Genomic DNA, 23,278 nt, shown 5'->3' with positions numbered 1-23,278 from the left:
TTCAAAGTAAAGCCGCAGGAAACCTTTCCGTACAGGGCATTCCATGAAGGAGCTGTTCACGGGAATCCTGGTAAAGCATGATAAATATGGAAGAAAATATGCGGGTAAAGACTGCTTCGTCATTCTGCAGGAGAGCATCCGGAAGTTTGGAAAAAAGGCACTGCATTTCCCGCGTGAATGCTTTTGATTCAGCAGTCTGCGTTTTTACTCTGTCCATATAGTGGCCCCAGATCAGAATGTCGTCAAACTGGTCAAGAATATTCTGAAGGCATGGATACGGTATCTGTTTTTTCAGAAAATGGAGCAGAATCTGGACGATTAATGCAGTGGAGCCGGGTTCCGGATATCCGCTCCAAAGCATGGCCGTCTCTTTTTTCCCGGAAGGGCTCAGGGAAGAAAAGGCAGCAGAAGAAAGGCGGTTGGAACAGATGGCAAGTATCTGAAGAATATCCAGAAACATAATTATATGATCGATTATTTTTTTCTCATCCAGCCGTACAGGAGGCAGGGGTTCCCCCTTCCGGCGTACGATTCCTTTTTTGTCCAGAATTCTGACAAAACCGATATCGCTGAGCAGGGCGATGGCGTTGGATGCCGTGGACTTGGAAATACCGTATTCCTGCATCAGCTGTGGCACGGAGGGCAGATAGATACGGCTGTCGAATTCGCCCATTTCCGTCCGCTTGAATAAATCACGGGCCACTACTGTGTATAAGGGAATGCGCGATTTCCCGGAAAACCAATGATAGGAGTCTTTTTCAGGGACTTCGGGATATTTTTCCTTCAGCATATCAAGATAATTGGCGGCATGCTTCCCCATCCCCCGGTATATCTGCTGCAGGCAATCGCTCAATGCCCTGTCCTGCTTTTGTCTGGCAAGGGACAGGACATGGAGTAAAAAAGAACAGGCATAGCCTTCGGTAAGGGTGTAGGGATATGCCATGTCGGAAACCGACAGATAGGGAATCCAGGCGTAATGCTCCATATCCGAACGGAGATCCAGAATAACCGGATTATTCAGGGGTATAAGAAATTCAGTTAAAAACTGATTGATCTGTATATAGGGTTTATAGGAATCCGTTTCCCTGCTGACAGCGGGAAGGGAATCCTCCAGCTTATCATACGCCGTGTAAAGATGGGCGCCCGCCACATAGATGGAGGGCATGAGAATTTCCAGTCCCCGGCATACGTCCGATATGCTTTCACGTCTCCTGAGCAGCGTGGAAATATAGGCCTGGTCCTTATCATTAAAGCAGACGACAGCCCGTTTGCCGGAAGCAGTACGGATAAATCCGTTTTCCTCCAGCATGCGCATGACTTTCCGAATCGTCGTGATGCCGATATTATACTGTCGGCAGAGCTCCTGCTGGGAGGGGAGAGAATGACCGCACCGCAGTGTCCCGTTGTATAACTGCGTGAGCATGGATTGATATACCATTTCATATAAATGAGTTTCGGCCTTCATGGCGGCATCTCCTTACGTCAGTGTACTATATCAAACTAAGTATAACATAAATGAAAAGGATGCAGAAGACTTGCCAATTCATTGAAGAAGGAATAGAATAAACCTATAGCTAAAACGAGAAAGATTACGCGGAGAGTTCTTCAGTAAGTGCAGGGGAGATAAGATGGATACAGAAAACCGGGAAAGAGATTATGAATATACAACGCTCATGAATATGCTGCATGTGAGCGTGAGCAAGCATTTGCTGAACGAACATTTTTCTTTGGTGTGGGCGAATGATTTTTATTATGAATTAATCGGATATACCAAGGAAGAATATGAGGCAATATATCATAATCATTGTGACAGCTATTACAGCAACGATGAACTGGGTATTCATGATGAAGATGACTGGAACGTGCTGGGAGAGGCGGTGACAAAGGCTCTCAGTGAAGGCAAATCAGGATATAGCATCATAGGGCGGATACGGAGGAAGGACGGGGAGTATATTCTTGTACAGATGTCCGCCACTTTTGTGGATGATTATATAGACGGGTATCAGGTATCTTACACGGCAATGACGGATGTGACGGATCTGGTCATGCAGCAGAGGGAGCAGTCGGTAACCTATGATAACCTTCCGGGGTTTGTGGCTAAATGCCGGATCGGGCAGAACATGGAAATGACGCTTTTAAGCGCCAATACCAGGTTTTATGATTTTTTTGGCGAAAATACCGGGAATAGCGGGGAAGAAAATCCTTTATTTTTGAAGAACCTCAAACAGAACGAAGAAGTGATGTATGCGCATAAAGAGGAGTTTGCCGAAGGAAAACCGGTGCATTTTGTGGTGCGTGTGACAAGCCGGGCGGGAAAGGAAGCATGGCTTCAGGTCAATGCCGCCTGTGTGGATACCTTGGGAGAGGCCCCGGTTTATCTGCTCCTGTTTATTGATATTACAAATGAGACAGAGCTGCGCCTGATGCAGGAGAAGCTGGAAAAGCAGGCGCAGGAGCTGAAGACGGCGCTTCATCTGGCGGAGCGGGCGAACCAGGCCAAGTCGGATTTCCTCTCCCACATGTCCCATGACATACGGACGCCTATGAATGCGATTGTAGGGATGACGGACATTGCAAGTCTGCATTTGAATGAGCCGGATAAAATACAGGACTGTCTTAAAAAAATAGCCCTGTCGGGGCGGCACCTGCTGGGGCTGATCAATGATGTCCTGGACATGAGCAAAATAGAAAACGGAAATATTTCTATCAGCCGGATTCCCTTGTCCCTTCCGGAGCTGATAACTAATGTGGTTACCATCACACAGCCTAATATCAAGGCCAGGAATCAGAAGTTTTCGGTGAAGCTTCATAATCTCAGGCATGAAAGATACTGCTCCGATGCGCTGCGTCTGCGGCAGATACTGATAAATCTTTTGTCCAATGCATCCAAATTCACTCCTGCCGGAGGAGAAGTGAGTATGGATATCGAAGAGAGAAAAGGGGAGGACGAGCTTTCCGTTTTTCTGGATATGGTGATAACAGATACCGGTATAGGCATGAGCGAGGAGTTCATGGAGCATATTTTTGAGCCCTTTTCCCGGGAGCAGGACAGCCGTGTGGATAAGACGGAAGGAAGCGGGCTGGGAATGGCTATTACCAAAAGGCTGGTGGAGCTGCTCGGAGGGACTATCCGTGTGACGAGCAAAAACGGCGCTGGTTCTACTTTTTCTGTGACGATTCCCATGCAGATTGATGATATGCCTCCCATATATCCTTATTTCCCGGATCTCAGGATACTTGTGGTGGATGACGGGGAAGACATTCTGGAATATATGGAACAGGCCCTGAAGGAATTCGGCGTCACTGCGGAATGCACGGAAAGCGGTGCGGATGCGGTAGCCAGGGTGAAGGAAGCCCATGAAAAGGGAGAAAATTACGATGCCGTTATCCTGGACTGGAAAATGCCGGTGATGGATGGTTTGCAGACGGCCCGGTGTATCCGGGAAGAGGTGGGAAGCGAAATTCCTGTTTTGATAATGTCCGCCTATGACTGGAGTGAAATAGAAGAGGCGGCGCAGACGGTAGGAGTGGCCGGCTTTCTTCAGAAACCTATTTTTCTTTCAACGCTGTGCTACGGAATACAAAAGTACGTATTGGGTGAGAATGTGTTGAAAAATGAACTTCCGACCTATGATTTTACCGGCAGGCATTTCCTTCTGGTGGAGGATAATGAGCTGAACCGGGAAATCGCAAGAGAGCTTCTGCAGCAGACCGGGGCGGCGGTGGATATTGCCGGAGACGGAAAAGCAGGGCTGGAAGCGTTTGAAAATTCCATGGAAGGTTTTTATGATCTGATTTTGATGGATATCCGGATGCCGGTGATGGACGGTCTGTGCGCCACTAAGGAGATCCGCCGGCTTTCCAGAAGGGATGCGTCCGGGATTCCTGTCATCGCCATGACGGCGGATGCGTTTGCGGAGGATATTACCGTAGCCATGCAGGCGGGGATGAACGCGCATATTGCCAAACCCATAGAGGTGCAGCAATTGTACCGTCTTATAGACTCCTTCCTTGCCTGAGACTGCCCTGGAAAAAGAAAAAAATACATAAAAAAAGCCCTGTAAAAAGGGAGGATGCCAGGTAACTGATTACCTGGCATTTATTATGAAAAAGCTATTTATAAAAAGTTTTGTTGTACGCTTGAGAGGAGAAGATGAAGCAATGGTGCTTTTTGTTTCCTTCATCTTATGACTATAGTATAGGGAATAGAAGTGTCTAAACCATGTTTGACGGATTAATTTTTTTTAAAGTTAATATGAACAATATATGAACCCTAAATAAGGAACAAAAATTCATGAAATGCTGGTATCTTTGAGCTCGTTTCTGTAAACACTGTACTGATTCCGGCCATTTTGCTTGGAGGAATACAGGGCGCTGTCAGCGTTTTTATATAGCTGTGAATAGGTACTTTTCACGGAATCCGTAAAGCAGATACCAATACTGGCCGATATCATATATTTGCGGTGATCCTTGTTCAGACATGTGAAAATGCTTTTGTTCAGTTGGGCCGCTTTTTTTAAAACGATATCTTTATCGGGGAGCTTTGTCATGAAAATCATGAATTCGTCTCCGCCGAGGCGGCAGATACAGTCGCTGCTGCGGAAAATCTGATTCAGCTTTGTCCCCGTTTCACGGATGATCTTATCGCCGTACATATGGCCGAAAACATCGTTCACTGTTTTAAAATGATCAATGTCCATGATCAGCATGGCGCATAAATCGCTGTTCCTTTCCAGATAATCGGTAATGTATTTCTGGGCGGCCTTTCGGTTGCGGAGATTGGTTAAAGGATCTTTATCCCGCTGCTTCAGGATCCGCCCCTTCGCCAGAAGATCGTTGATTCGGGAAGCGCTTGTGTACGAAGCTACAAAGATGCCTATGATAAGGCTGATCGTAATATTTATCAAATCCATCAGAGCCAGGGAAATCTCCTTGGACAGAAAAGAAAAAAGACAGCAGAGTATGGAGGCGGAGGCCATAAGAATGAAAATCCTGCCGGGCCTGTCAAGCAGAAGCGCGCCGAGGGTAATCAGGGTCACACAGAAGGTGACTGCATTTCCATGAGGATGCATCAGGGTTCCCAGAACAGCGGTTTCCAACAGGATGCCCGACCAGAAGCCGTAAAACCAACCGGCGGAAGTCCCGGCCTGTTTTTCCTCAAAAAAGCGGAACAGCAGCACGCAGACCACAGATAATATTGCGCCCAGGGCGTAAATAAGACGGGAACTGCGCATGATTTCGGAGAAGAAGCTCAGTAAAAAGGCCAGGGTGTTGACCGTGACGGAAAGGAAGGAAGCGTAATGAATAAGTATCCGGTTTTCGTTATAGATACGTTTTTGATACAGGGTATAATTGTCCTGTTCTTTTTTTCTGTTTCCCATAAATCCACTGTACGGAAAAAAGAACCGCTTTTAAGCGGTTTCCGGGTTCCTTTCTGAGGGTGTATGATTGTTATCCGGCTTTTCCTGAGATCAGCGCTCCCGGAAAGCCTGTTGTATAGTATCAGATTATCAGGCGCATAACATCAAAACCGCAACAAAAGAGAAGAAGCAGGAAAAAATTATTTCGTACGAAGCAAAAGAAAAATACCCCGCAAGGCTGCGGGGCATTCACTCACATTTTATCAGGTTCGGGATATTCCACACCGAAGGTTTCAACGGTCATAGTCTTAATGCGCTGATCCTCCATGGGACGATCGGAATAATCGGTCTTTGCTTCAGCAATTTTATTTACATTTTCCATGCCTTCCGTTACCTTGCCGAAGGCGGCATAGGAGCCGTCCAGGTGAGGGGCATTTTTATGCATGATAAAGAACTGGCTTCCTGCGGAGTTAGGTGCCATGGAGCGCGCCATGGAAAGAACGCCTTCGGTATGCTGCAAATCATTTTTTACGCCATTCTGCGAAAATTCACCCTTGATGGAATAACCGGGGCCTCCGGTTCCGTTTCCGTCAGGATCTCCGCCCTGGATCATGAAACCCTTGATGACTCTGTGGAAAATCAGTCCGTCATAAAATTTTTTGTTGATCAAGCTGATAAAATTGTTTACGGAAACAGGGGCGGTTTCAGGATAAAGCTCAGCCTTTATGATATCTCCGTTTTCCATAGTGATTGTTACAACAGGATTCTGTGCCATAAAATAAATCTTCCTTTCTGCAGTTATCTTGGTTACAATAATCATGTGGGCTTTCACGGACGGTGATGCGGATTGTCACGGATAAGCCGACAGGTTTATTGTAGCCGAAATAAGTAAATTCGTAAAGGGAGTACGGCGATTATGTTGGAGAAAGTGGTTCTGGAGCTGGGGTGGGAACCGGCGGCAGAGGAGATAGAGGAGCTGAGGGAAGGGCTGGCTTTGTATCAGGTGAAGCTGGAGAGCGGTATGAGGGAAAAGGGTGAACAGGGGGAGGGTGTGGTCTATATTACGGACAGGCCTGACGCGGTTCGGGAGAAAATGGGGGATGAGGCTTGTATATTACTGTTCCTGACAGAGGAAAACAGGAAGCTGGAGTGGGGGAATATTCCTTATGCGGTGGAATCGCTGGAGGGGCTGGACGGGGACTTTCTGGGGAAGGTGTATCAGAGGCACAGAGGGGAGCCCTGGGTGATACTGGAAACGGAAAGGCTGGTGGTCAGGGAAATGGAAGAAGGGGATTTGGAGGCTTTATACCGGATTTATGACCAGAGGGATGCGGCGGATTTCCTGGATGGGCTTTCTGCGGATAGGGATGAGGAAAGGGCTTATATCAAGGACTATATAGAAAAGGTTTATGCTTTTTATGGGTTCGGGATCTGGATGCTGGAGGAGAAATCGGGGGGAAGGTGCGTGGGAAGGGCAGGCTTTCATATGAGAGAAGGCTTTGCCTATCCGGAGCTTGGGTTTATAATGGCACAGGAGGATCAGAGGAAGGGGTATTGTCTGGAAGCCTGTTCTGCTTTGCTGGAGTATGGTTTCCGGGAACTGGAGTTTGACGGAGTCCAGGCTCTGGTGGCGGAAGGGAACAGGGCCTCGGAGGAAGTGTGCAGGAGGCTGGGAGGAACCCCGGCGGAAAAAATCTGCTGGAAGGGAAAGAAGTGTCTGCGGTTTGTCTGGGAGGCTTAACCGCAGCTATCCGCTGTTGACGTGGGGGAAGTGTGAAGTTATAATCGCTTTATAAGTGATTTTACGGAAGAAATATGGGGAGAAATGATGAAAAACAGGGTGGGGAAATTAATAGGTATATTATTGCTGGTTATGGGGCTTTTCCTGGCAGCAGGATGCGGGAGTAAGGCCGGGGAGAGTGAGGCGCAGGAGACGGAGTCGCAGCAGGAAAGAGTAACGATTTATTTTTTCCATAACAATCCCTGCGAATCCTGCCATGAGGGGCAGAAAATCAGGGAGCTGGCAGAGAAGGTGATGGAGGGCAGGGAGAATCCCATTCATTATCAGACAGAGGAATACTATGCTTTCCGGACGGACGGAAAGCAAAAGCTGGAACGGCTGGCGGATGAGCTGGGAATTCCTGATGAGGATCTGTCCTTTCCCATGGTCATTATAGGGAACCGGTGGGTTTCCGGATATACACGGATAGAGGAGGAGCTTTATGACTGTCTGGCGGAGGCTGCGGGAAGGGATACGGAGAGCAGCGGAGCCGGAGAAAAGGGCAGCTCGGAAGAGGCCGGAGGGAATCCGGAGGAAAAAGCGGGACGGGACGGGCTGTTCGCCGCTACGGAGGGAGAGAAGGACAGTATGAATATCCTTCTGTTTACCACCGAAAGCTGCAGCAGCTGTGATAAAGTGAAGGCTTTTCTGAAGGAGCTGCCGACGGAGATGGAGACAGAGAAGGGAGCCTGCTCTGTGAATATACAGGAGCTTTCCGTGATGGAAGAGGAGAATGCCGTTTATCTGCTGCAGCTGTATGAAGCCCGGCAGGTGCCCGTAGCTTTGCAGAAGGTTCCGTTTCTTTTCATAGGGAACAGGTATCTGTCCGGGGAAAAAGAAATCCGAAGCGGGCTTGAGGCTTTGATGAAGGCGGGGGAAGGGATCGGCGCCGATTATAACCCGGAAATACCTGTGGACAGTGAGGCGGGAAAAAATAAATTTGCGGGAATTGCCTCCATAGGCACGGTGGTGGTCACCGGGTTCCTGAACGGTCTGAATCCCTGTGCGCTTTCTATGACGCTCTTGTTCCTGTCGCTGCTTGCGGCAGCAGGAGGACGTTTTCTGCGGTACGGGCTATGCTATCTTGCGGGGAAATTCCTGGCATATCTGGGGCTGGGAATGGCGGTTGCTGCCGCTGCGTCTTCCATTCCCATGGATGCCTTCGGAACGGCCAGAAATATACTGAATGTACTGCTGCTTATTTTCTGCCTGGGCGCGGCTTTTGGCAATCTGTGGGACTTTGTCCAGGTGAAAAAAGGGAATTTCGGCAGAGTCAGGATGCAGCTTCCCAGGGCGCTGCGCAGATGGAATGAGAAAATGATGCAGGCTGCCGTGCGTCCGAGTATGGGGAAGCTTTTGTTCCTCGCTGTATTCGGGGGAAGTGTTGTGATTGCTCTGGGCGAATTTTTCTGCACCGGGCAGATTTATCTGGCGTCCATACTTCAGTGGGTACAGTCGGCTCCCGGAGAAGGAGTTCCCTTTTTCGTATTCTGTCTATATATTGCAGCCATGTGTATTCCGGCGCTGCTCATTATCATTCTTGTGGCAGGAGGGAAGAGCGTTTTTGCCCTTTCGGAGAAAAGCCTGCAGCGGATGCCTGCGGTGAAGCTGCTGTATGCGGTTCTGTTTCTGGCGTTTGCCCTGTTTTCGCTGTATATGCTGATATAAGGGAGGTACCGGACTGTGTTTGGGAAAAAGAAGGAAAAAGAAAAAGAGAAGGTGATCCGCGTCTGCCTGAAGGGAGAAGAGGTCTACCGGGGGACAATGACGGATTTGCCTTTGAAGGAAGAAATTATTCTGAGCAAAAGCGATGAGTTTTTTAATGATCCCAATCCCTGCTTCATCCACCGCAGCGCGGTGCGGGTAAGGCTCATCGCCGAATTGGAGGAGGCCGTGGCGCAGGAAAACTGGGAGCTTTGGAACCGCTATGCAGACCTTCCGGGAGTAGATTACACGGAATACATCTGAGACTGGATGTTAAGAAAATATAAAAAAAATGAGAAAAAACATTTGACAATCATTATGAGGTGTGTATAATAGAGTTCAAACAAAGGCGTTTTAACCATTATCCGGTTAAGACGTCTTTTTTGTTTTTCAGAAATGACGTCATAAGTCTGTTTCTCAAGGAGGGAAAGCGTATGAAAAAGCTGGAAATCATTATTAAGCCCGAAAAGCTGGAGGATTTGAAAGAGGTTCTGGATACGGAAGAGGTAAACGGCCTTAATATAGTGAATATTATGGGTTACGGCAATCAGAAGGGCATTGTTAAGAAATACCGCGGAGCCGAGTACAGAGTGAACCTTCTTCCCAAAATCAAGGTGGAAACTGTTGTGGCGAAGGAAAATGCGGATAAGCTGATCGATAAAATCGTGAAGGAAATAAACACCGGTAATATCGGCGACGGGAAAATCTTCGTATATGATGTGGCGGATGCAGTAAGAATCCGTACCGGCGAGCGGGGAAAAGAAGCCCTGTAAAGGCTGGCCGGGAGAGACAGTAAGGAAATGCATAAAAAGAATATTATGAAAAATAAGTTTATCGAAGGAGATAACAAAGGGTCAAACTCTTTATTATCTCCTTTTTTTATGAAACAGTGAGGGAAAGCATCTTTCCGGATGCTGTGAAAAGAGGAGGAAATGTTATGTATTTATCTGATCTGATTGCGGGCGGCATGAGTTCGGAGGCCGCGGTGGAATTGCTGCTTAATATTGTATGGACCTGTCTTGGCGCGTTTCTGGTATTTTTTATGCAGGCAGGGTTTGCACTGGTTGAAACCGGATTTACGAGAGCGAAGAACGCCGGAAATATAACCATGAAAAACCTGATGGATTTCGTATTGGGAAGTATCTTTTTCTTTATCATCGGTTTTGCAATTATGTTCGGTAAGGATGCTGGAGGATTTATAGGAACAACCGGATTTTTCAGTACATATGGTCTGGCAGATGCGGATGGCATGTTCCATGGGCTTCCCATCGGCGTATTTATGATTTTCCATACAGTATTCTGTGCTACGGCAGCCACGATTGTTTCGGGGGCCATGGCTGAAAGAACAAAATTTTCAACATATCTGATTTACAGCGCGGCTATTTCTATTTTCATTTATCCGGTAACCGGTCACTGGATCTGGTCGGACGGATGGCTTTCCGGTATCGGCTTCCATGATTTTGCCGGTTCCACAGCAGTTCATATGGTAGGCGGTGTATGTGCCTTTGTGGGCGCTGCCATTGTCGGTCCCCGTATCGGTAAGTTTGATAAGAATAAAAAGCCTCAGGCTATTCCGGGCCATAACATCGTTATAGGCGCTTTGGGTGTATTCATTCTCTGGTTCTGCTGGTTTGGCTTCAACTGCGGTTCTACCACTGGTGCGGCTACCAATCTGGGTGATATCGCCATGACCACTAACCTGGCTGCAGTAGTGGCTACGGTCACGGTGCTTTTCATAACCTGGTTCCGCTATGGCAAGCCTGATGTTTCCATGACACTGAACGGAACTCTGGCGGGTCTTGTTGCCATTACCGCCGGCTGCGATGTGGTTTCCCCTTATGCGGCTATGGCCATCGGCCTTATTGCAGGCTTTATCGTAGTCATCATTGTAGAGCTTCTGGATAAGGTCCTGAAGGTGGATGACCCGGTTGGTGCGGTTGCTGTCCACTGCGGCTGCGGCGCGATGGGGACGATCCTCACCGGCGTGTTTGTGAAAGGATCCGTATTGGCGGACTGGGGAATGAGCCGTCTGCAGTTTTTCGGAATCCAGGTTCTTGGAGTAGTATCTGTTATGGCATATGTTGGGGTATGCGCTTTCATCCTGTTTACAATATTGAATAAAACCATTGGGCTGCGGGTATCCGCAGAGGAGGAAATCGACGGTCTGGATATGCATGAGCACGGCATGAGCGCTTATGCGAACTTCCGGCTGCACGATGACAGATAATAAATTTGCGTTCATCTTAATCCCTTAGTTTTAGTATATACGAGTCCGCCAATTCGGGCGGACGGAAATCCCCGGGTGCTTCCACCACCCGGGGATTTTTCTGTCCTGCGCTGTTTCCCGGATTTCAGAAAGGGATATGGCAGCCTCTATTCTTTTTGGGGACATTCAGAAAATAAATGCAGAAAGGCATTTCCGGCCAGGGATATGGGAGTGTCGGTCCTTGATATAACACAGATTTCTCTTTCGGGAATGCTTTCAGTCAGTTCGATTTCAAATACCTTTCCTTCCTTCAGCGCACTTTCCGCAAAGGGGCGGGGGACGAAACCGACTCCCAGGTTATTGACAGCCATGGGGGTGATTAAATCCGTGGTGGCCAGTTCAATATCCGGGCTTATGGTAAGATGATAGGGCAGGAAAAAATCATCCAGATACTGTCTGGTAACGGTTCCCGGTTCCATACAGATTAGGGGATAATCTGCCAGCTCCGGGGGAGTGACACTATGTCCGGAAAGCTCTGAAAAATCATTCCCTGCAATGAAAATATCCTGGAAGCCGGCCAGCCTTGTGACGGAGAAGCGGTCTCTCGGAAGAAAGGCCCCTTTATAGTCCGGGCGCATGACCAATATGGCAAAGTCGATATGCCCCGCGCGCAGGGCGGAAAGGGAGGCGGGAGTGCTGGTATTGTTTACCTTGATTTTCACACCGGGATATAAGGTTTTAAACTGCTTCAGATAGGGAAGCAGAAAAAAATGCAGCGTGGTTTCCCCTGCTCCGATCCGTATCTGGCCCTCCAGCAGTTCCTTTTTTGCCTTCAGGGCGTTTTCCGCTTCAAAGATGTGTTCACAGGCGGCTTTCACGTGTTCATACAGCATCGCCGCTTCCGGAGTCAGGGATACGCCCTTGCGGGAACGCTGGAAAAGGATGCAGTCCAGTTCTTTTTCCAGCATCTGAATGGCATGGGTGACGGTGGGCTGTGTGACGTAAAGCGCCCTGGCAGCCTCCGTAAAGCTTCTGAATTTGGCAACGTAATAGAAGGTTTTGTAAGAATCAAAGCTGACGCCCATGGCAGGTTTTCCTTTCTGTTCCTCTCAGCTGCGGACGAGTACGGATAAAAGCGGTTCTTTTATCCATCGCCGCAGGAATTATATGACAGGATATATAGATAAAATCTATGTAATGAATAGAAAATATTGATTTTATTTATCTTATGGAAAGTAGTATAATACAAAACGGCCTTAAGGGCAAATGGAATGGAATCAGATCACAAATAAACGGAGGAAACGGGATGAATAAGGATTTGACGGCAGGGAAACCACAGAGCGTATTATGGAGATTTTCCATACCTATGTTTGTCAGTGTGATTTTCCAGCAGCTGTATAATATTGCGGACAGTGTAATTGCGGGGAAATTTGCGGGAGAGGACGCATTGGCGGCGGTAGGGGCATCCTACCCGATTACGATGATTTTCATGGCGATTGCCGTGGGAAGCAATATAGGCTGTTCGGTGCTGATTTCCCAGTATTTCGGTGCGAAATGGTATAAAGAAATGAAAACGGCGGTTTCCACGACGCTTCTTGCCTCACTGACGCTGTCCGCAGTGCTTACGGCTGTGGGCCTGGCGGGGAGCAGGGGGCTGATGATCATGATTAATACTCCCGATAATATATTTGCGGATGGTGATTTGTATCTGCGGATTTACATAGGCGGGTTTGTTTTCCTTTTTCTGTATAATGTGGCTACCGGAATTTTCACCTCTCTGGGAGATTCCAAAACGCCGCTGTATTTTCTGATCGGTTCCTCCATCGGAAATATATTTCTGGATATGCTTTTTGTGGCGGTCTTTCACTGGGGCGTGGCAGGTGTGGCCTGGGCGACCTTCCTCGCCCAGGGAATTGCCTGTGTGCTGGCGCTCATCACCCTGAAAAAAAGGCTGGCTTCCATACATACGGAGGAAAAAGCGGAGGTCTTTTCCTGGAATATGCTGGGGAAAATCAGCAGGATTGCCGTTCCCAGTATTTTGCAGCAGAGCTTTATATCCATCGGCAACATTTTTATCCAGGGTTTGATCAATTCCTTTGGTTCTTCCGTTATCGCCGGCTATTCGGCGGCAGTTAAGCTGAATACATTCGCCATTACCAGTCTGACGACTCTGGGCAACGGTACCAGCAGCTTTGCCGCACAGAACCTGGGGGCGGGGAAACAGGAAAGGGTTGAACAGGGATTCAGAGCCTCGGTAAAGCTGGCTTTAATTATTACCGTTCCCTTTTTTGCGGCGTTCTTTTTCGGAAGCCATGCCATGCTGTCTCTGTTTATGAATGAGGGAAGCACCATAGCCATGGAAACGGGAACACAGTTTTTGCGGATTGTGTCGCCCTTCTATTTTGTGATTTCCCTGAAGCTGATGGCGGACGGGGTCCTGCGCGGGGCGGGAGCCATGAAGTCCTTTATGATAGCGACGTTTACGGATCTATTTCTGCGTGTGATACTGGCGTTCCTGCTGTCGGTAAGATTCGGAACGATGGGCATCTGGCTGTCATGGCCTATCGGCTGGACGATAGCCATGGCTTTATCCCTTTTCTTCTATAAAAAGGGTGTGTGGAAGACCGGTTCTTTCACCGCAAGGGAGGAGCAGATGGAGGAAGCGGACATGGAACGGGAGTCAGAGAGCGCATTTCTGTATCCGGAAGAATAAAACATCTGAAGAATTGTCCCCTTATGTGAAGAATTGTTTCTGTACGTTTTCCCTGAAATGTGTTAAAAACAAGATAGGATAACTGCTTCGGCAAAGAAAGGGGAAATAAGGGGATGAAGGATTATTATTTATGGGAAAAACAGCCCGCAGAACAGTTCTGGGACGCTCATTATCTGGGAAACGGAAGCCTCGGCATGTCGGTTATGGGAGATCCGGTACTGGAGGAGGTATATATCAATGAGGATACCCTCTGGTCGGGAAGCGAAGGATTTTACCTGAACCCACAGCATTATGGCTGTTTTATGGAAGCAAGAAGGCTTGCCCTGGAAGGAAAAGGGAAGGAAGCCAATACTATCATTAATAATGATATGGAGGGGCGCTGGTTGGAAACCTATCTTCCGTTAGCCAGCCTTCATATAACCATGGGGCAGGCCGATAACCGCCGGAATATGCCCCTGAAGATGGTGATAGAGCCTCAGCCGGGAGATATTGAGGATTACCGGCGCTGCCTGAGCTTGAGTGATGCGGCGGAGACGGTTTCCTGGATCCGGGACGGGATTCGATACCGGAGGGAATATTTTGTCAGCTATCCGGACAGAACGGCTTATGTCTACTGTACGGCCGAGCCGAAAGAAGGGGAAGGCCGTGATAAGGTGCTGGATTTCGCCTTTGGTGTGGACTCTTCCCTTCATTATATAAACGGGGCAGAGGATGGAGAGGCTTTTTTGACCGGAATAGCTCCGGATCATGCGGAGCCGAGCTATACGGCGGTGGCTCCCCGCTTTATCTATAAGGATCCGGAAAGCTCGGATGCCCTCAGGTTCGCATGCTGTGTAAGGGTGATTTCCACTGACGGCACGGTGGCTTCCGACGGGGCGAGGGTATACGTGAACGGGGCGAGTTATGCGCTGCTCGCTGTCCGCGCCGGGACCAGCTATGCAGGCTTCCGGGTTCCCAGGGACCGGGATGCAGGAAAGGTGCTGGAAGAGTTGCGGAAAGGGCTTGACGGCCTGCAGAAGGCGGGACGGGATTATGAAGGAGCCAGAAAAGATCATGTGACGGATTACCAGGCGCTTTATAACCGGGTGGATCTGGACTTGGGAACGGAGCTGTCCGGAAACCTTCCTACAACACAGAGGCTTCATTTCTGTGGAGAAGGGGTGGATGACCCGTCCCTGGCGGCGCTGATGCTGCAATATTCCCGGTATCTGACCATTGCAGGCTCCAGGCCGGGCAGCCAGGCCCTGAATCTGCAGGGGATATGGAATGATACGCCCAATCCGCCCTGGTCCAGCAATTATACCAACAATATCAATGTAGAGATGAATTACTGGCCCTGTGAGGTGCTGGGACTTCCGGAGTGCCATCTTCCCATGATGGATTTGCTCACGGAGCTGGCAGATTCCGGTAAGCAGACAGCAAAGGAATACTATCATATGAACGGCTGGGTGGCCCACCACAATGCAGATCTGTGGCGTTCCACGGAGCCCAGCTGTGAGGATGCCTCCTGGAGCTGGTGGCCGTTTGGCGGCGCATGGATGTGCGAGCATATCTGGACCCACTATGAATTTACGCAGGACAGGGAATTTTTAAGAAAAATGTATCCGGTACTGCGGGAGGCCGCCGCATTCATGCTGGATTTCCTGGTGGAGAATAAGGACGGCTATCTGGTGACGGCGCCTTCCCTTTCCCCGGAAAATAAGTTCCTCACCAGCGGTGAGGAGACCGTGATCGAACTGATTGACGAGGTGGCGAAGGAGAGCAGATGTTCACCCAATCATCCCTGCATCAGCGCAGTTACGATAGGATCTACCATGGATATGAGTATTCTGCGGGAGCTTTTCTCCAATGTGGCACGGGCGGCGCAAATTCTGGACATCAGTGATGATCCGGTGCCCGTACAGGCGCTGGAATCAATGAAAAAATTTCCGCCCTACCGCACAGGCCGGTTCGGACAGCTGCAGGAATGGTACGAGGATTACGAGGAGTGTACTCCCGGAATGTCCCATACCTCTCATATGTATCCCGTTTATCCGGGAGGTCTGATTACAGAAACCGGAACGCCGGAACTGTTTGAGGCAGCACGCCGAAGCCTGGAAAGAAGGCTCCTTCATGCGAAAAGACAGGGAGGCTGGCCGGGATCCTGGAAGATTTCCCTGATGGCCCGGTTTAAAAATCCGCTGGAATGCGGGCATATCCTGAAAAGTACCGGTGAGAATCTGGGCGCGGGCATGCTGACGGAAGGCAGCCAGCAGATCGATGCAATTTTCGGCCTGGGAGCCGGAGTGGCAGAGATGCTTCTGCAGAGTCATCAGGGCTTTATCGAACTTCTTCCTGCCGTACCGGTGGACTGGATAGACGGTTCCTTCCGCGGAATGTGCGCCAGAGGCGGCTTTGTGGTATCGGCTTCCTGGAAACGGGGAAGACTGACCGGAGCGGAAATAAAAGCGCAGATGAACGGAGCCTGCCGCATAAAAGCCCGCGGGCTGCTCCGGGTGAAGGGATCCGGAAATACCTGGGAGGCGGCGGATGGAATGGCAGAATGGGAAGCCAGGCAGGGAGAAACCTATGTGCTGGAATTTTCCGGGGAAGAGATTGCCGGACGGGAGTACCAAATATAAGAAGGAAGACAATGCTGTCCCGCTGTAGAACAGACAGATAAAAAAAGAACAGGGCCGCACGGAGGGAAAATCCCTTCCGGGCGGTCCTGTTTTCTGCCCGGGAGTCCGGCGTTATCTAAAACGCCCTCCCCGGCACTCTTTATGAAATTAACAATGCCAGCTAAGCCGCACTCACAACAACACGTCCGCTGCGGGTCAGTGCGATGCCGATATGGAAAACCTCCACACAGGCACAGAGCTTATCCGCACCGGTAATGATCCAGGCTTCCTGGGTTTTGGGAAGAGGGCCCAGAGGAAACATATGAGACAGTATGGCTTCTTTTTCTTTTTCGGTGATATCGAAGGTCGCCTTGCTGTTTGCCGCAGCTACCTTGGGATGGCAGAAAGCCTGCAGCTCCCTGGAAGGCCGTCCCTGCTTCGGATCATACAAAAAGAAATCGTGAAGCAGTCCGGCTCTTGCCGCCGCTTTGGCGTCACAGCCCAATTTCTTTGCCAGCAGCCATGAAATATAGGAAACATTCATGCTGTGCATCAGCCTTGTTGTTGCATAGTGATGCTTGAAGCAGTTCAAGGCCAGAAACTCTCTGTTTGTGAGGATGTCAGAGACATCCTCAAGATACTCCGGATCGATATCTTCCGACAATGTAATGTCCATTGGCAACACGTCCTTTCTTTGTCTTTCTATTTATATTATGGCGCAATTCCCAAAGGGTATCAATAACTTTAAGAAAGATGTAAGATTCTTTTCACAAATTTATGAATTACGGCTCATTTATACGCCTGCCTCTTCATTCCCGAAGAATCTTCGGAAAAGGCGGCTGCCCTGTTCGAAAAGCCAAAGGGCCGTATGCATGACCGGCTGGGCGAGAAGCAGGAAAACGGCGAGCACCAGGGCGGTCTGCAGGGTCAGCGGCGTCAGGCTGAAAAGGTTTCCGAAAAAGACGAGGCATACGAGGGCGGCTGCGGTCATGCTGCCCCAGATAACCCGCCTTTTCCAGTCAAAGGGCCTGCATACCTGGTACAGGACTAAAAGGCCCACAAAAAGCACGGTGATGGCTGATATGGTATACAGCTGATCCAGCGGAAAGGCAAAAGCATAGGTAAAAAGCTCCACTCCGAGCACCAGCACAAGGTTTGTCAGCCCTCCGGGGAGAGCCTTGTAGAAAACGTTGCTGAGGAAATGACCCTCCACCCGGCTGTTATTGGGCTCCAGTGCAAGGAAGAAGGACGGGATCCCGATGGTCAGGGAGCCGATAAGGGACAGCTGCAGGGGCAGAAGGGGATAAGGGAAGCCCGCAAACAGACTGACCAGCGAAAGCAGCAGGGAGAAAATATTTTTTACCAGGAACAGGGAAGCGGCCCGCTGGATGTTGTTTATGACTCTTCGTCCTTCGCCTACGATTGCCGGCATGGACTGGAAATCGGAATTCAGCAGCACAAGCTGGGCGATCTGACAGGCGGCCTGGCTGCCGGAAGCCATGGCGATGCCGCAGTCGGCTTCCTTCAGCGCCAGCACATCATTCACGCCGTCGCCGGTCATGGCAACGGTATGGCCGTTTTTCTGCATGGCTCGGATCAGCCGGCATTTCTGTTCCGGAGTGACACGGCCGAAGACCTTGTATTTTTCGGCAGCGGCTTCCAGGCTGCTGTCCGATTTTAAGGTGGAAGCATCCACGAACTGGTCGGCGCCTTCTATGCCGGCCTGTATGGCAACCCGGGACACTGTTTCGGGATTGTCGCCGGAAATGACACGGATAGAAACACCCTGCTCCCTGAAATACCGGAAGGTTTCCGCAGCCTCGTTCCGCAGCCGGTTCGTAATGAGAATCAGGGCCATGGGGTGGATCTGATCTTCTGTAAGGCCGCCTGTATCCGGTTCCCCCTCATAAGAGGCGGCGAGCAGCACACGCATCCCCTGCTCCGCCCAGGGACGTATTTTCTTTTTCAGCTCCTTTATACGTGAGCCCATAATGAATTCCGGCGCGCCGATAAGAAAGCTGCCGTGTTCCGCAAAGGTGATGCCGCTCCATTTTGTTTCGGAAGTAAAGGGATAAAATTCCCGGGCCTCCCAGTCGGAATCATTTTTAAAACAAGCGGCAAGGGCGGCACCGGTGTCATTGTCCGCATCCATATTATCATAGAAAGCCGCCAGCATTTCCATGACAGCCTCTTCCGGGAAATTCTCTTCATCCAAAAGAACAAGCTTGTCCACATCCATTCCGGGTTCTGTGATGGTTCCCGTTTTATCCACACAGAGGGTATCCACGCGCGCCAGGATTTCCACACAGTTCATATCCCTGACAAGAACCTTGCGGCGGGAAAGACGCAGGACGCCAACGGCAATTGCGATACTGGTAAGAAGATACAGGCCCTCGGGGATCATGCCGATAAGGGCCGCCACAGTCGCTTCCACAGCGCCTTTTACGGTGAGGCCCATCTGGTGCTGGGTGAGGAAAAGGCAGATTCCCACAGGCACAAGAAGGATGCCGATCACGCGGATCAGGCGGTCCAGGGAACGCATCATTTCAGATTTGGCGAGCTTTACATCACTTTTGGCCTCTTCCGCAAGCCGGGACGCATAGGAATCGGCGCCGACATGGGTGAGACGGGCGGTACAATGGCCGCCGCTTATAAAGCTGCCGGATTTCAAATCATCGCCGGGCAGCTTGGGAATGGCATCCGTTTCCCCTGTAAGCAGAGACTCATTTACAGTAACCTGCCCCAAAAGGACAACGGCATCCGCACAGATCTGGCTTCCGTTTTCGAATTCCACGATATCATCCCGCACAAGCTCCGAGGAAGGGATTTCCTCCCGCGTACCGTCCCTGATACAGGGAACCTTCTGTTCCGCAAGAAGGGTGAGCCGGTCGATTGCCTTCTTGGAACGGATTTCCTGAAAGATGCCGATAAAGGTATTGGCGGCGGCGATGATAAGGAAAAGCAGGTTGGAATAAGACCCCACTGCGATCAGGCAGACGGCCAATATGACAAATACCAGGTTGAAGAAGGTAAGGGTATTGGATTTTACAATCTGTCCGACTGTTTTGGTAGGAGAGGAATTGCTTATGTTTCCATAACCATTTTCCAGACGCGCCTGCACCTCATCGGCGGACAGGCCGACGGCAGGATCGATTTCCCGGGCCGGGATTTCCGGCCGGGGTATGAGCTCCTCTTTTTCATTTTGATGTTTTTTTCGTATATCAGGCATTTGGATATGTTTCATAGGCACCGTTCCTTTTCTGGCTGCTTCCTGGAGCTGTCAAGAGAATCCTTCGTATTTTCCGTTATTATAACGCGAAAAAATCAGGCTTCCTATATACATTTTACCACTTTTGTCTGATTTTATGGGAATTTAAGGAATCATTAATAAAGCTTTAACACTTAATGCTGAAATTTCTTGTTTGTATAACACAGGAATGCTAGAATAGATAAAATAAGATATTATAGTACGGCTTTTTGATAATGGATATTTGGGGAAACAGGAGGAAAATTACATAAATGGAAAAAAGTATACAGGTGGGAAACATAGTGATCCGCAGAAGCAATGTTTTGGACAAAGAAGAAAAAGAACAGATTTCACGGTTGGCAGCTGTCTGCAACAGGGCCGACGGCACCTGCAATGAGCTGTTTCTGACTAATGAATTTAACGTATATCCGGAAATGCCCTGTTTTTTCCGGGCTTATGTGGAAAACGGGAGCACGGAGTTGGGGCTTGCCGGGATTCTCATCATATATGGAGATCAGGAAAAAATGGCGGAAATATCTGCCTATGTACTTCCTGAACAGAGGGGGAAAGGGGTTTTTCATGCTCTTTTTCATACGGCTCTGGAGTATATCCGGTTTTTTGGCTACAGTGAACTGGAATTTAAAACAGAAAAAGCGTACCCGGCTGCGGGAGATATCCTGAAAAAATATGGGGCAGTGCTTATAAGGAAGGAATATCTGATGATCTGGCGGGAAAAAGAGGAAGCTGCAAAAGACAGCGGAAGTCCTTCGGTGGTCAGACAGGCTCAGAAGGGTGATCTGGACATAATGACTGAGATTCAGGCCGAGGCGTTCGGCGATACGCCTGAAATGGCAAGGCGTTATGTGGAAAGCTCTTATCAGAGCAGTGATACAATGCTGTTTGTTATAGAGACGCAGGGAAGATGTACAGGCTGCTGCTGTGTGGATACCAGCGGGGAACGGGCCATGATATTCGGATTATGTGTGGCGGCGGATTTCCGGGGAAAGGGGCTGGGAGGACAGCTGCTGAGGGAGTCTGTAAAAATAGCGGCAGATAAGAAGGGAGAGGTGTCCCTGTGTGTGGAGGCGGAAAACAAGAACGCCCTGCATCTGTATGAAAGCTGCGGTTTCCGGGAAGCGACGGAGTATTGGTATTTCGGGTGTCCTGTGGCGGTTATAGGCCGGTAAGCTCATCCTGTTTTTGAGAGCGGCGTAAAATTTTGAGACCGGCGGAGGAAAAGCGGCGGGCGGCATTTCGTGTATGGCACAAAACGCTGCCCGCTGCCTGAGAAAAAATCCGGGAGATATCCTTATGTATAAACTCAGCATTCACCGCAAAGGGAGAACATAAGCGTATCCCCCAAACGCATTTCAAGCTCAAGTCTCGTTATGTTATGTCCGTAATATTTCTTTTCATATACCTCAAAGGGACTGCACGGATTTTTGAAATATAAAGTATGTGTTCCTTTATATGAGGCATGGATCATCACAAAGTTCTTATTGGCACAGAGAATATCGTCATCCTTATTGAAAAGGTGGCAGCCCGCATATTCCGCAAGGGAGGCCAGCAGTTCAGCCCTAAGGATCTGCGGAGCACAGTATACGCTTGTCCAGCCGTCCATTTCCTTCAGCCCGTAGGCGGGAAGGCCCAGCTCACAGTAGGTTCCCAGAATCTCGGCCTCCGGATCATCAATATAGAACCCCGGATTCATATAGGCGGGCAGAATCACGTTTTCCAGCCAGACATTGGAGTGCACATCCCTGTCAATATAGCCATACCGGCGATCCTCCGCCGCATACCTTACCGCGGGATGCTTCAGGCTGGTGATTTTAAACCTCGGCGAGCAGGTATGATCGATCCGTCCTGTTTTAAATCCGGTCAGCTGCTCTATATTTTCATTGTCCATCACAAGGTCAGCATCCGGGTTAATAAAGCCGGGGGCATACAGCCACAGCACTACCGCGTGGTTTTTTCTGGCTTTTCGGAGAATCACTTCCCGTTCCTCGTCCGTCAGCCGGAAAACATTCATCATCACATAAAGCTTGTAATCCGGCATATCCTCCCGTGCACAGTCGTTGTGAAAATAATAATCCACCGGCGCGCCGATCCGCGGCAGATCCGAGGTCCTGTAATAATCCAGCATGAGCGTATTCGTATACATGGAAACGGTATGACAGCTTTCCTGATCATAAATCAAAGCGATTTCATTTTCTTTATTTCGGTCGAGGCCGTATGCAAACTGCGCGATTTCCTCCTGTCTTCGGAACAGCTTATAAATCTCCTCATGCTGATACCGTCCGCCTTCCGCATGCTGGTCAAACCACCAGGCATAGATATCCTCGCACAGGACTCTTGCGAAATCCCGTTTCAGGGTGACGATGCTGTCCCGCACATCATAAAGTCCCATGGCGTCCCTGTAAAAGCTGTCCTCCAGATGGGTTCTGCTGTCCTCCTCCGCCACAAACATCTGACCCCGCAGCCGGAAGGAATCCTGCATCTCTCTCTGCGCAACGCTGCCGCCCGGCTCTCTGTTATTATAAACGCCCGGCGCCGCGAGAAAATCCACATAACCGGAGTCCAGAATCGGAAGAGTGGAGGTGGCTGTACTGCTGTTAAAGAAATCGGTGCATCCGTAGGAACCATAAAAAGCTCCCACGATTTTTCCGGCATAACGCTCCTTTAACAGCTTCGCAAAATAAATAATTGCCTCCGCCGTCGCTTCATGAAAGGCATCATAAAAGTCAGCCACATATCTGTAATCCTTCATATTTAAAAATACGCCCAGGTTAGCAGCTTTCTCCGCATCCATATCGATATTTTTACCGATGATCCGCTCCGCGCTTTCATAATACTTCATGGCATCCATGATGCCCTCTTCCATAAAAATGAAATACTGCTCCTGCACGTTGGGAATGATCGGCTTTTCAAAAGAGGCATCCTCCTTTTTCCAGGCCTTTTTCAGCATTTCCTCCGTACCGTACCGTTTCTTCAGGAATTCCCCGTAAAATTTCACGAAAGAGGGTGAAAAATCCCCATATTTATTTTTCCCCCTGTCACAGAGCACATTTACAGGATACCATTCCGAGGTGCCGCCCGCCGCCAGGAAATACCCGATGACCCGATCGGCAAACGAAAGGGAATCCACCTTATCGCAAAACTCCTTCAGGGCCTTTCCCGCCGCTTCCTGCCATTTCCCGGAAGCAAAGGAATACATCCCCGGAATCTCATCCTTATGTACCTCGGAAGACAGGATCGCCGGTTCATGGCTTCCGTCCTGATAGGTTATCAGTTCATCCCTGTTGGCCTCCATCCAGTCCACCGGCGGATGAAGCCCGATTCTTACGATGATATAGGCATCCGGCACCTCTGCCAGCAGCGTTTCCGCATTCCTGACAAATGCCTCCATTCCGCCCGGTTCATGCCGCTGTATTCCCTGTTCATCCGTATAATCCCTTCCAGGCCGCAGCCAGTCCGTATTGGTCATCAAAAAGAAAACCTTCAGCCCGGATTCTCCCAGGCGTTTAATATACTCCGGCTTATGGAAACGTGTTGTCATAGCCATGGGAGGATAAGCCCTTCCGTCAATCACCAGGGCCGGACTCCCATTTACCTTCTTAACCTCAGCAAAACTCATACCCTTACCCTCTCTTCCCCGATATTATATTCAC

At 49.6% G+C, this 23,278-nt stretch carries 16 protein-coding genes; 9 read left to right on the top strand and 7 right to left on the bottom strand.

The features are described from left to right. Position 1: 1 nt before the first annotated feature. Positions 2-1,465 (bottom strand): GntR family transcriptional regulator, encoded by a 1,464-nt coding sequence (locus BLA28_RS04465; RefSeq protein ID WP_069156143.1) that lies wholly within the window; start codon positions 1,463-1,465, stop codon positions 2-4. 163 nt (positions 1,466-1,628) lie between these two features. Between BLA28_RS04465 and BLA28_RS04460 the strand changes: the two genes are divergently transcribed. Continuing rightward, the gene (locus tag BLA28_RS04460) at positions 1,629-4,019 is read left to right on the top strand and encodes a PAS domain-containing hybrid sensor histidine kinase/response regulator (RefSeq protein WP_069156142.1); all 2,391 of its coding nucleotides are present in this window, start codon (positions 1,629-1,631) and stop codon (positions 4,017-4,019) included. A 273-nt stretch (positions 4,020-4,292) separates the two neighbouring features. Here BLA28_RS04460 and BLA28_RS04455 read toward each other — a convergent pair whose 3' ends face one another. Both BLA28_RS04455 and BLA28_RS04450 read right to left on the bottom strand, forming a co-directional pair. Next, positions 4,293-5,381 carry a GGDEF domain-containing protein gene (locus BLA28_RS04455; protein ID WP_069156141.1) on the bottom strand — a complete coding sequence of 363 codons (1,089 nt, stop codon included), beginning with the start codon at positions 5,379-5,381 and terminating at the stop codon, positions 4,293-4,295. A gap of 232 nt (positions 5,382-5,613) precedes the next feature. Beyond that, a complete protein-coding gene (locus tag BLA28_RS04450; RefSeq protein WP_069156605.1) occupies positions 5,614-6,135 on the bottom strand; it encodes a peptidylprolyl isomerase in 522 nt (173 codons plus the stop codon). Positions 6,136-6,276: 141 nt separating this feature from the next. Between BLA28_RS04450 and BLA28_RS04445 the strand changes: the two genes are divergently transcribed. The 5 genes from BLA28_RS04445 to BLA28_RS04425 all read left to right on the top strand — a co-directional run bounded on the left by BLA28_RS04445 (position 6,277) and on the right by BLA28_RS04425 (position 11,071). After that, positions 6,277-7,101, top strand: coding sequence for a GNAT family N-acetyltransferase (locus BLA28_RS04445; RefSeq protein ID WP_069156140.1), 825 nt, complete (start codon positions 6,277-6,279; stop codon positions 7,099-7,101). Positions 7,102-7,185: 84 nt separating this feature from the next. After that, on the top strand, positions 7,186-8,808 hold the full coding sequence (locus BLA28_RS04440) for a thioredoxin/cytochrome c biogenesis CcdA family protein (RefSeq protein WP_141702871.1): 1,623 nt from the start codon (positions 7,186-7,188) through the stop codon (positions 8,806-8,808). Positions 8,809-8,823: 15 nt separating this feature from the next. After that, positions 8,824-9,108: a hypothetical protein gene (locus tag BLA28_RS04435; RefSeq protein ID WP_069156138.1), complete on the top strand. Its 285-nt coding sequence runs from the start codon at positions 8,824-8,826 to the stop codon at positions 9,106-9,108. Positions 9,109-9,278: 170 nt separating this feature from the next. Beyond that, on the top strand, positions 9,279-9,617 hold the full coding sequence (locus BLA28_RS04430; RefSeq protein WP_009251520.1) for a P-II family nitrogen regulator: 339 nt from the start codon (positions 9,279-9,281) through the stop codon (positions 9,615-9,617). 164 nt (positions 9,618-9,781) lie between these two features. Then, on the top strand, positions 9,782-11,071 hold the full coding sequence (locus tag BLA28_RS04425; protein WP_081329837.1) for an ammonium transporter: 1,290 nt from the start codon (positions 9,782-9,784) through the stop codon (positions 11,069-11,071). A gap of 146 nt (positions 11,072-11,217) precedes the next feature. Here BLA28_RS04425 and BLA28_RS04420 read toward each other — a convergent pair whose 3' ends face one another. Beyond that, positions 11,218-12,135, bottom strand: coding sequence for a LysR family transcriptional regulator (locus tag BLA28_RS04420; protein WP_069156137.1), 918 nt, complete (start codon positions 12,133-12,135; stop codon positions 11,218-11,220). A gap of 221 nt (positions 12,136-12,356) precedes the next feature. Here BLA28_RS04420 and BLA28_RS04415 point away from each other — a divergent pair, with 221 nt between their 5' ends. Together BLA28_RS04415 and BLA28_RS04410 are read left to right on the top strand one after the other, a co-directional pair. Then, complete coding sequence (locus tag BLA28_RS04415) at positions 12,357-13,763, top strand: MATE family efflux transporter (protein WP_009251517.1); 1,407 nt, start codon at positions 12,357-12,359, stop codon at positions 13,761-13,763. A gap of 113 nt (positions 13,764-13,876) precedes the next feature. Continuing rightward, complete coding sequence (locus BLA28_RS04410; RefSeq protein WP_069156136.1) at positions 13,877-16,384, top strand: glycoside hydrolase family 95 protein; 2,508 nt, start codon at positions 13,877-13,879, stop codon at positions 16,382-16,384. 160 nt (positions 16,385-16,544) lie between these two features. On the opposite strand, the gene BLA28_RS04405 is transcribed toward BLA28_RS04410, so the two are convergent. Together BLA28_RS04405 and BLA28_RS04400 are read right to left on the bottom strand one after the other, a co-directional pair. Continuing rightward, the gene (locus tag BLA28_RS04405) at positions 16,545-17,039 is read right to left on the bottom strand and encodes an HD domain-containing protein (RefSeq protein WP_009251515.1); all 495 of its coding nucleotides are present in this window, start codon (positions 17,037-17,039) and stop codon (positions 16,545-16,547) included. A 117-nt stretch (positions 17,040-17,156) separates the two neighbouring features. Beyond that, positions 17,157-19,607: a cation-translocating P-type ATPase gene (locus BLA28_RS04400; protein ID WP_176726803.1), complete on the bottom strand. Its 2,451-nt coding sequence runs from the start codon at positions 19,605-19,607 to the stop codon at positions 17,157-17,159. A gap of 275 nt (positions 19,608-19,882) precedes the next feature. Here BLA28_RS04400 and BLA28_RS04395 point away from each other — a divergent pair, with 275 nt between their 5' ends. Next, entirely contained in the window at positions 19,883-20,797 is a 915-nt protein-coding gene (locus tag BLA28_RS04395; protein WP_069156135.1) for a GNAT family N-acetyltransferase, read from the top strand. A gap of 134 nt (positions 20,798-20,931) precedes the next feature. On the opposite strand, the gene BLA28_RS04390 is transcribed toward BLA28_RS04395, so the two are convergent. Next, a complete protein-coding gene (locus BLA28_RS04390; RefSeq protein WP_069156134.1) occupies positions 20,932-23,244 on the bottom strand; it encodes a hypothetical protein in 2,313 nt (770 codons plus the stop codon). Positions 23,245-23,278: the final 34 nt, after the last annotated feature.

This window comes from Eisenbergiella tayi (genome assembly GCF_001881565.1).
Lineage (GTDB): Bacteria > Bacillota > Clostridia > Lachnospirales > Lachnospiraceae > Eisenbergiella > Eisenbergiella tayi.
This window is presented reverse-complemented; position numbering and strand designations above follow the sequence as displayed.